The sequence below is a fragment of the Methanobrevibacter filiformis genome (assembly GCF_001639265.1).
GTDB lineage: Archaea > Methanobacteriota > Methanobacteria > Methanobacteriales > Methanobacteriaceae > Methanacia > Methanacia filiformis.
On the sequence record NZ_LWMT01000289.1, the window covers coordinates 1 to 10,832 of the forward strand.

4 protein-coding genes are annotated in these 10,832 nt (G+C 28.1%); 3 read left to right on the forward strand and 1 reads right to left on the reverse strand.

Features of this window, described 5'->3' with window-relative positions; genetic code table 11:
• On the forward strand, positions 1–598 hold a 598-nt coding region (locus MBFIL_RS09795; RefSeq protein WP_066974015.1), incomplete at its 5' end, for an Rpn family recombination-promoting nuclease/putative transposase.
• Between the two features lie 243 nt (positions 599–841).
• Here the strand turns inward: MBFIL_RS09795 and MBFIL_RS09800 are convergent.
• The gene (locus MBFIL_RS09800) at positions 842–1,264 is read right to left on the reverse strand and encodes an HVO_A0114 family putative DNA-binding protein (protein WP_066974018.1); all 423 of its coding nucleotides are present in this window, start codon (positions 1,262–1,264) and stop codon (positions 842–844) included.
• A 563-nt stretch (positions 1,265–1,827) separates the two neighbouring features.
• Here MBFIL_RS09800 and MBFIL_RS09805 point away from each other — a divergent pair.
• Positions 1,828–4,227 (forward strand): beta strand repeat-containing protein, encoded by a 2,400-nt coding sequence (locus MBFIL_RS09805; protein WP_066974020.1) that lies wholly within the window; start codon positions 1,828–1,830, stop codon positions 4,225–4,227.
• Positions 4,228–4,332: 105 nt separating this feature from the next.
• Positions 4,333–10,728 (forward strand): beta strand repeat-containing protein, encoded by a 6,396-nt coding sequence (locus MBFIL_RS09810; RefSeq protein WP_066974022.1) that lies wholly within the window; start codon positions 4,333–4,335, stop codon positions 10,726–10,728.
• The last annotated feature ends 104 nt before the right edge of the window (positions 10,729–10,832 follow it).

Here is a 10,832-nt window from a genome sequence, read left to right on the forward strand (position 1 = left end):
TGAATACAACATGATAAAAAGATTATTGTACTACTGGAGCCGAGAATTCGTTGTTAATTTAGATTCTGGAGACAAATATCAAGAATTACCTAAAGTAATAGCTATTGGCATATTAGACTTCAGTCTACTAAGAGTACCAGAATTCCACTCAACATACCACATATGGGAAGACAATAACAAAAACTGCAAACTAACAGATGACCTAGAACTTCACATCATCGACATGCCCCAATATAGAAAATTAAAAAATAAAGACATTGAAAATAATCCACTACACAGATGGCTGTCATTTTTAAATGAAAAAGAATCAAATGAAACACTAAAAAAAGTGATAAATATGGATAACGGAATCAAAAGTGCAGACAAAAAAATGAAAGACCTTCTAAGAGACAAAGACACCTTAATACATTATCAAAAAAGAGAATTTGCAATAGCAGAATACAACAACACACTACTACACAGAGAAGAAAGAGGAAAAAAAGAAGGAAGACAAGAAAAAGCAATAGAAATAGCTTTTAGATTAAAAAACAAAGGAATGACTTTAGAAGAAATCAGCAAAATCACTGATCTCTCAACAGAACAAATTAAAAAATTATGAAAAATACATTATCCCAATTTAATTTTTCATACACTACTATAGAGTCGATAATTCGTTGTTAACTCAAACTCTGAATACAATTATCAAAAAAGAGAATATGTCATAGATATAATAATATTATAGTAAAACCAGCAGATGGAAACAAATATTGAATTATATTTATTATATAAAAATATATACTTTTATATACTTATCATACACTTTTATATAAATAATTTACACATTATTTTTTATTTAATAATTTTATATTGCTATTTCTATTTTATCATAGTTTAGAATGGGAATTTTACTATTTTTTAAGCCTTTTTCAAAACTAATTAAACCTTCTTCAGCTAGATGATTAATTTTATTATTAATGTTAGCAGGATCTTTTTTTATTTTTAAAGCTATTTCTCTTACTGATTTTGGTTTTTCATTTTTTATAATATTTAATATTTTTATTTCATTTTCTCCAATACTTAAATTATCAGTGATTATGATTTCTTCTAATCTTATATTTTCTTCAGGATTTTCTAATAATAATTTCCAATTTTCTAGATCAGCATATAATATGTTTTTGGGTGTTTTTTCTAATATTTTTTCTAGTTTTTCAATACTTCCATATTTCTTTTTCATTTTTTCATCATATTCTTTTGTTGTTTCTTCTTTTATTAATGTTATAATCATTTATCAGCTCTTTTATTAATTCATTTATTATTAATTTTTATTAATGTAGAATATTGGATATTTTTTTCAAAATCCACTCAATATGTTAAACACTAGTTTAAATAATCAAAATAGGATTTTGCAAAATTTTCTATTTTGCGAAATCAGTGTACTAACTCATTAATTTAGTAATTAAGAACATTCGTGCGAAACTTAAGGTTATGAGATAGCATAATCTTATTTTTGAATATATCAATATTTCGTTGATATGAAAACATTTATATCATATTAAATATATAATTATAGTAATAATAAACAATTGATAAAATTTATATTTTATTAGTAGTTATGATAATAATGCTTCTATTAAAAGGAAATGTTAAAAACTTTACTTAAATGAAATTTTACAATTAAAATTGAAAAAAATAAAGTTATAAAATAAATCCTTAAAAATGATTTCCTAAATAATTACTAAAAAATATATTATTGATTTCCTTTAATTTTAGCAAATTTTTTGACATTATATATCATTAAACTTTCAAAATAATCAATGTGCTTATCAACAAGATATGGTGTAAAAAAGAATGATTCACAATAAATATAAACCACTTAAACTATTAATCATGTTTTTATTTTTATTTTGCTTAATTATTATAAGTATGTCATCAGCTAATGCTGTAAACGTTACAATTAATACTAGTAATAGCACAGGTATTAATGGTGCCGTATCTCTAGCTAATAGTGGTGGTGAAGGTGTTAATCATACTATAACACTTAATCCTGGAACATATGATAAAACTAGTGATATTAATAATAATATTACTGCAAGTATAAATCTGACAATCCAAGGAAATGGTTCAACAAACTCAACAATTATAGATGCACAAACATTTGGAAGAATGTTTAGTATTAGTGGTACAAGGAGTAATGTAACATTTATAAATTTAACATTTATAAATGGTATTATTCAGGGCGATGGTGGTGCTATCTACATTTCTAACTCTTACTCTAAATTAACCATAATAAATTGTAATTTCACAAATAATAATGCTGAAGATCGTTATTCTTCTCATGGTGGCGCTATCTATAATAGTGGCGGTAATCTTATTGTGAGTAATTCTACTTTCACATACAATAATGGCATTTATGGTTGTGCTATCTATAATACTGGTGATAATTCTAGTGTAAGTAATTCTATTTTCTCTGAGAATTATGGTAGTGGTGCTATTTATAATACTGGTGATGGTTTTAGTGTAAGTAATTCTACTTTCGCTGAGCATGGTGATTACGCTATTTATAATACTGGTGATAATTCTAGTGTAAGTAATTCTACTTTCATTAATAATAGTGGTTATCATGTTGGCACTATTTATAATAATGGTGATGGTTTTAGTATAACTGGGTCTACTTTCACTGGTAATGCTCCTAATTATATTAATAATGCTGGTGATAATTTCAGTGTGATTGGGTCTACTTTCACTGGTAATACTGGTAATACTGGTAATACTGGTAATTATGGTAGTGCTATTTATAATACTGGTGATAATTCTAGTGTAACTGGGTCTATTTTTACTGAGAATAATGCTAGTGCTCATGGTGGTGCTATTTATAATACTGGTGATGGTTTTAGCATAAGTGAGTCTACTTTCACAGGCAATAATGCTAGTGCTCATGGTGGTGCTATTTATAATACTGGTGATGGTTTTAGCATAAGTGAGTCTACTTTCACAGGCAATAATGCTAGATGGGGTGGTGCTATTTCTAGTTATGGTCATAAATTTATCGTGATCTTATCTAATTTCACTGAGAATAATGCTAGTTTAGGTGGTGCTATTTATAGTTACTCTTTGGATATGGTAGTGAATCAATCTAATTTTGCTGAGAATTATGGAATGGATGCTGTAATTAGTAATCTTAGAAATAATGCTACGATTAACTATAATCGTTTTTTCAATCCAATAGAAGGTCTTATGAACTATAATGATGGATCTAATGGTAATTTTGATTATAATTGGTGGGGTGAAAATAATACTCCTTCAACGGTTGAAGCAAATAATTATTTTGTTGCTAGTGCTAGTATTGAAGAAAATACTATTAAATACTTTTTTACTCTTAATAACTCTGATCCTTATGATGTAAGTTTATTGCCTCTCTTCACTGGTTACGAATATATTGATAGCATTTTAAATGATGAATTTAACCCTAAATCTAATGAAACTTTCCTATATTCTGGAGACAATGTTACTCTTATTGTTGATCACTGGGCTTTTCCCAATGAAAATTTAAATTTAACAGATATTGTTTATGTTAACCAAACTAGTGGAAATGACAATGATAATGGTTCTAATTGGGATAATGCTGTTGAAACACTAAAACAAGCACTAATTATTGTTAGAGATGGAGGTAAAATTATAATTGCTCCTGATGGTCATTACACTGGAGTTGATAATACTAATTTGATTATTAATAAAAATTTATCAATTGAAGGTTTTGGAAATGTTATTCTTGATGGTGAAAATACTAATCATTTATTTAATATTACAAATGTAATCGTGAATTTCACTAATATTAGTTTCATCAATGCTAACAATGACTATGGTGGTGCAATATCCAGTGTAGGTCAGCTAACTTTCACTAATTCATTATTTATTAATAATTCAGCAAACTCTGCTGGTGCAATAAAAAACACTGGAAAAACTATTTTAAACAATGTAACATTTATTAATAATAGTGCACTAGATATGGGAGGAGCTATTGTTGGCTTTAATAGTGTTTTCATTAATAATTCTACTTTTGATAATAATCATGCTAATGAATCAGGAGCTATTTACTTAAATAATAATGAAGATGACACAGAAGCACTTTTTATACATAATTCTATTTTTATTAATAATTATGCTAATAATCATGCTGGAGTAATATTTACTTATAGTTTTAATTCAATAATAATCAATTCAAGCTTTTTTAATAATTCTGCTTGTTAGGGTGATGGAGTTATTTATATAGAGAATAGGAATATTGGTTCCACTGCACTAATTATAGATTCAGAATTTATTAACAATGGGGCAGGGAATAATGGTGCTCTGTATATGTATGTTTATGATGTTTCTATTATCAATTCAACATTTTTAAATAATAATGCTCCAGTTAATAGTGTTTTTTATATCGGCTCTTATGAGGAAGGTTCTATTTTAACTATAAAAGACTCTAATTTTATTAACAATACTGGAGAATATGCTCATGGAGTGGGTGAAGCTTATATTAGTAATATAATCGTGACTAATTCTAGTTTTAGTAATAATAATGCAGCTGATGGGCCAGTAGGTGTTGTTTCCTTTAGTAGTGATAATTTAACTATTAAAGATTCAATTTTTGAGAACAATACTGCACTATATGATTATGGAGTAATGTCCATTTGGAGTTCTAATTTAAATATTAGTAATTCTAGTTTCATAAATAACCATGTATTAGATGGAAATTATGGTGTGTTTTATTCTATGGGTGGCGGAAGTGGTGGAGGTGACTTAACAATTGTTGATTCCGTTTTTATTAATAATAGTGCAGGCAAGTCTTTTGGTGCTATTCATGTAACTAACTATATTTTAAATATTATTAGTAATTCTAGTTTCATAAATAACCATGAATTAGATGGAGATTATGGAGTAATTTATGTTTACGGTGTGGATGATACTTCAAATGTTAGCCTAACAATAATTGCTGATTCCGTTTTTATTAATAATAGTGCAAGTCAGTCTTTTGGTGCTATTCATGTAATGGCTAGTAATGTAAATATTACTAATACTAACTTCATTAATAACACAGCTATTGAAGGAGAAGGGGGAGCACTTTATTGTTATTTGTATGATGCTTCATTATTTATCAATAATTCAACTTTTATAAGTAATTCTGCATATTATAGTGGAGGAGCATTATGGATTTCGGCTGTTTATATTTCAATAAATGATAGTGTATTTTTAAATAATGGTGTATTTTATAATAATTCTGCTAATCCTAATAATTATCTTGGTGGTGGAGCTATCTGGGCTGAGTCAAATAGTTTTAATTTATCTGATTCTAATTTTACTGATAATTTTGATTATACTACTGGAGGAGCCTTAGAAATAACACTTTTTGATTATATACCCTATCTCGGTCTTTTAATAAATAAAAATCTTTTAATAAATAACACTATATTTTCTAATAATTCTGCTAATAGTGGTGGAGCTATTCATATGTTGTATTTGGATAATTATTGGGATAATAGTTTTATGTATAATAGTCTTAATATGTATAATTCTACTTTCACTAACAATTCTGCTAATGGTGCTGGAGGAGGAGCATTATATATTGACACAGAGGACGATGAAATTTCACTGAACATTACGACTTCTAATTTTATTAATAACATGGCTATTGGTTACCAAGGTGGGGATATATACAGTACAGCACACAATTTAACTATTAGTAACTCTAACTTTATTGGTAGTACTGATTCTGAAGCAGGAGGAATATATACAAGCGGGGATTACACAAGCATTTTCCACTCTAATTTCACTTTAACAAATCTCCCTATATACTTTGATGGAAATTATGGCACATTATATGGCTCTAATGTTTTTAACAATAATTTACCTATTCTAATCAATAATGGCATTGAAGGTACTAACATTAGCTATAATCGTATATTTAACAATACTAACAAACAAGAAAGTGATATTGACTTAAGTACTTATGATTTAGAAGATAATGGAACCGATTATGTTCTTGATTATAACTGGTGGGGAGATAACACTCCAAGCATAATAGCTAATGGTAATCCATTTACTCCAGATAAGTATTTTGTTGTGGGAATTACTAATGCTACTGATGTTGGTTCAGATGGTATTGCTTTATTTAATTATACATTTGGTTTAAATGATAATAGTTCTGGTACTGGAAGTGAATTACCTTATTTTGTAACTGATGTTTGGGTTAATGTTACTAGTACAGGTAGTGTTGAAGTATTTAGCCTTTCTTCTTTTGATCCAACTGGTTTAACTTATATCAGTAGTTTTGATGCGAGAGAAAACGGTACTATTGCAGTTGAACTAAATATTAACGCTCCACAAGAAGTTGAATTCACATTTGTAACAGACAATGAAGTTAATACACTAGATTTATTCATTGATGCTAGTGTAAATGATACAATAATTCTTAATGGTGAAAATGGTACATATCATACTAATATAAGTATTAATGCTACTTTATCTAATTCTGTGCCAATTTCTAACAAAAATGTTAGCTTTTATATCGATGTAAATGGTGATTTCAATGGAACTGGAACTGCTGATTTAGTCTTTATCGGCACTGGAATAACTAATAATACTGGATTTGTTAATATAACTTATTTAGTTAATTACACAGGCAATTACAGTATATTTGCATTTGCTTTTGATAGTGATAACACAACAATTTTAGCTTTCAACACCACTAATCTAAGCTTTTATCCTCAAAATGCCACTATAATAGCTTATAATAATACCACATCTGTTGGTGTTTATCCTACATTAATAGCTAATGTCACTGGTCAAGTAGATGGACAACTAGAAGGCATAAAAGTTAATTTTATTGTTAATAGTAGTGTCGTAGGTAGTTCTATTACAAATTCTAATGGTATAGCTATTTTCACCTACGCTAACACTGATTTTAGTTCTAACTTCACATATTCGGTTGAATTAGATAATGGTAACTATTCCGCTGTTAATAGTAGTGCAGAAGTATTTATCAACAAATCTAATGTAAATCTTAATATCACAGTTCCTCCTGGCAGTGTTGGGCAAGTGATTAATATTACCTTAAATCTTACTAATTTAGCTAATAATAGCTATCTTGTTGATGGTTTATTTAATGTAAGTGCTGGTGAGGTTAATTATACTAATGTTAACTTTGTTAATGGTTTGGCTAATGTATTTTACCAGATTATAGCTCCAATCAGTAATTTAAATGTTACTGTTAGTGGCAATAATTATTATAATTCTAATAATACCAATGCAGTTGTTAACTTTACTAAAGCAAATTTAGGTATTAATGTTACTGTTCCAAGGGGTAGTGTGGGGCAAGTGATTAATGTTAGTTTAAATCTTACTAATTTAGCTAATAATAGCTATTTTATTGATGGCTTGTTTAATGTAAGTGTTGGTGAGGTTAATTATACTAATGTTAACTTTACTAATGGTTTAGCTACTGTATCTTATCAAATTACAACGCCAGGCAGTAATTTAAATGTTAGTATTAGTGGTAATAATTATTATAATTCCAATTATACTATCGTTAATGGGCTTGTTTTAAATAGTACACTATTTATTAATCCTATTCCTGATACAAAGATGAATAGTAGTGTTAGTATTAATGGTACATTATTAGATGAGAAAGGTGCTCCAATTAGTGGTGTTACTGTTAATTTAACTGTTAATAATGTTAATTATAATGCTACTACTGATGCAAGTGGTAAATGGAATATTACTTATAATATTGTTTCAACTGGTGTTATTAATATTGTTGCTGAGTTTATTGGTAATACTAATCATGCTGGTGCTGCTAACTCAACTCATTTTGATGGTTTAGCTTTGAATAGTACTCTAGTTATTAATCCTGTCACAAATACTAAGTTGAATAGTAGTGTTAGTATTAATGGAACTTTATTAGATAAGCAAGGTGCTCCGATTAGTGGTATTATTGTTAAATTGACTGTTAATGGTGTTACTTATAATGTTACTACTGATGCAAGTGGTAAATGGAATATTATTTATCGTGTGGTTTCAACTAGTGTTATTAATATTGCTGCTGAGTTCATTGGTAATGATAATTACACTGCTGCTACTAATACAACTTATTTCAATGGTTTAGCTTTAAATAGTACTTTAGTTATTAATCCTGTCACAAACACTAAGATTAATAGCAATATCACTATTAATGGAACTTTATTAGATGATAAGGGTGCTCCAATTAGCAGTGCTACTGTTAATTTGACTGTTAATAATGTTTCTTACAATGCTACTACTGATGCGAGTGGTAATTGGAACATTACTTATCATGTGGTTTCAACTAGTGTTATTAATATTGCTGCTGAGTTCATTGGTAATGATAATTACACTGCTGCTGCTAATACAACTTATTTCAATGGAGTAGCTTTAAACAGCGCACTAATTATCAATCTTATTCCTAGTACTAATGTGAATAGTAGTGTTAGTATTAATGGTAGTTTGTTAGATGAGAAAGGTGCTCCAATCAGTGATGTTACTGTTGTTGTAACTGTTAATGGTGTTAATTATAACACTACTACTGACGTAAGTGGTAAATGGAATATTATTTATCTTGTTAATTCAAAAGAATTAGTCAATGTTGTTGGTGAGTTCATTGGTAATGATAATTATACTGCTGCTGCTAATAGAACTTATTTCAATGGAGCAGCTTTAAACAGCACACTAATTATCAATCCTATTCCTGATACTAAGATAAATAGTAATATTAGTATTAATGGTAGTCTGTTTGATGAGAATAATAATAATAATAATAATAATACAATTAATAATGTGACTGTTGTTGTAACTGTTAATGGTGTTAATTATAATACTACTACTGATGCGAGTGGTAAATGGAATATTAATTATCCTGTTAATTCAACTGGAAACATTAATATTGTTGCTGAATTTAATGGTAATACTAATCATACTGCTGCTGCAAATAGCACCAATTTCAATGGAGTATCTTTAAATAGTAAATTAGTTATCAACCCTGTTCCTGATGCTAAGATGAATAGTAATGTTAGTATTAATGGTACATTATTAGATGAAAATAATAAGGCGATTAATAATGTTACTGTTGTTGTAACTGTTAATGGTGTTAATTATAACACTACTACTTATGCAAGTGGTAAATGGAATATTAATTATCCTGTTAATTCAACTGGAAACATTAATATTGTTGCTGAATTTAATGGTAATACTAATCATACTGCTGCTGCAAATAGCACCAATTTCAATGGAGTATCTTTAAATAGTAAATTAGTTATCAACCCTGTTCCTGATGCTAAGATGAATAGTAATGTTAGTATTAATGGTACATTATTAGATGAAAATAATAAGGCGATTAATAATGTTACTGTTGTTGTAACTGTTAATGGTGTTAATTATAACACTACTACTTATGCAAGTGGTAATTGGGGTATCACTTATCTTGTTAAGTCATCTGGAAACATTAATGTTGTTGCTGAGTTTAATGGTAATACTAATTATGCTACTGCTGTAAATAGCACTACTTTTAATGGTTTGCCTTTAAACAGTACATTGGTTATTAATCCTGTTTCAGGTGCTAAGATGAATAGTAGTATTAGTATTAATGGTACATTGCTAGATGAGAATAATAATGCTATTAGTAATGTGAGGATTGTTGTAACTGTCAATGGTGTTAATTATAATACTACTACTGATGTTAGTGGTAAGTGGAATATTAATTATCCTGTTAATTCAACTGACCTAGTTAATATTGTTGCTGTCTTTAATGGCAATGATAGGTACGTTAGTGCTACTAACAGCACTACTTTTATTGTGCCTAACAATGTCAATATCAGTATTATTAAAATAGCTAGCATTAATGGAATTAATAATAGTGCTAATGCCCATTTTGGAGATACTATAATTTATACCATTAGTGTAATGAACAATGGCGTTACTATCACTACAGGAGTTCTTGTAACTGAAATAATAAACAATACTAAGTTAAAACTTAATAAAACATCTGCAACACAAGGATATTATAACAATACTAATGGATTATGGACTATCGGTGAGATTATAGCTGGTAAAACCGTAACACTCACAATCAATGTTACTATAATAGCTATAGGTAATATCAGTAATTCTGCTAATGTTTCAGTGAGTGAAAATAATACCAACAGTAACAATAAAACTACAGTCAATATAAGTGTTAATGATGTTAATATTAGTATGGTTATGGTCTCTAATGTCACTGAGCAAAACAACCCTCATTACGATGATATAGTGACCTATAAAATCACAATTACTAATAACGGCATAACTGATGGACATGGTGTTAATATCACTGATATACTAGGAAATAAATTAAAATTTATCAACTACACCACTACCGATGAAAGCATTTATGATAAAAACACTGAAATATGGTCTATCGGTACTTTAAAAGCAGGAAATAATATAACACTAATAATCACTGCTAGAATTAATGATATAGGTGAAATAGAAAATGTTGCTAAAATTAATACAAATGAATCAAATATTAATAATAAAACAAATAGTAGTATCAAATTCACAGTTAATGATGTGAACTTAACCATAGTTAAAACTAGTAACATCACAGAAAGCCCACTAGTTAAAGATTACATTACATACACAATTAAAATAACTAACAATGGTCTAAACACAGCTTCCAATTTCAATGTATTAGGGAGATCTTCCATAATTCATTGATTAGTTAATTGATACTTATTGGCTTATATTATGATGATGAAGTAATATTAAGTTAAAATAAGGATTATTATTTAGTTTATTGGGTTTTAAGTGATTTATCTTTG

Bases quoted from the DNA above. Each gene is read 5' to 3' on its own strand.
- MBFIL_RS09800 (WP_066974018.1), bottom strand. From the start codon at position 1,264: ATGATTATAACATTAATAAAAGAAGAAACAACAAAAGAATATGATGAA.
- MBFIL_RS09810 (WP_066974022.1), top strand. From the start codon at position 4,333: ATGTATGTTTATGATGTTTCTATTATCAATTCAACATTTTTAAATAAT.
- MBFIL_RS09805 (WP_066974020.1), top strand. From the start codon at position 1,828: ATGATTCACAATAAATATAAACCACTTAAACTATTAATCATGTTTTTA.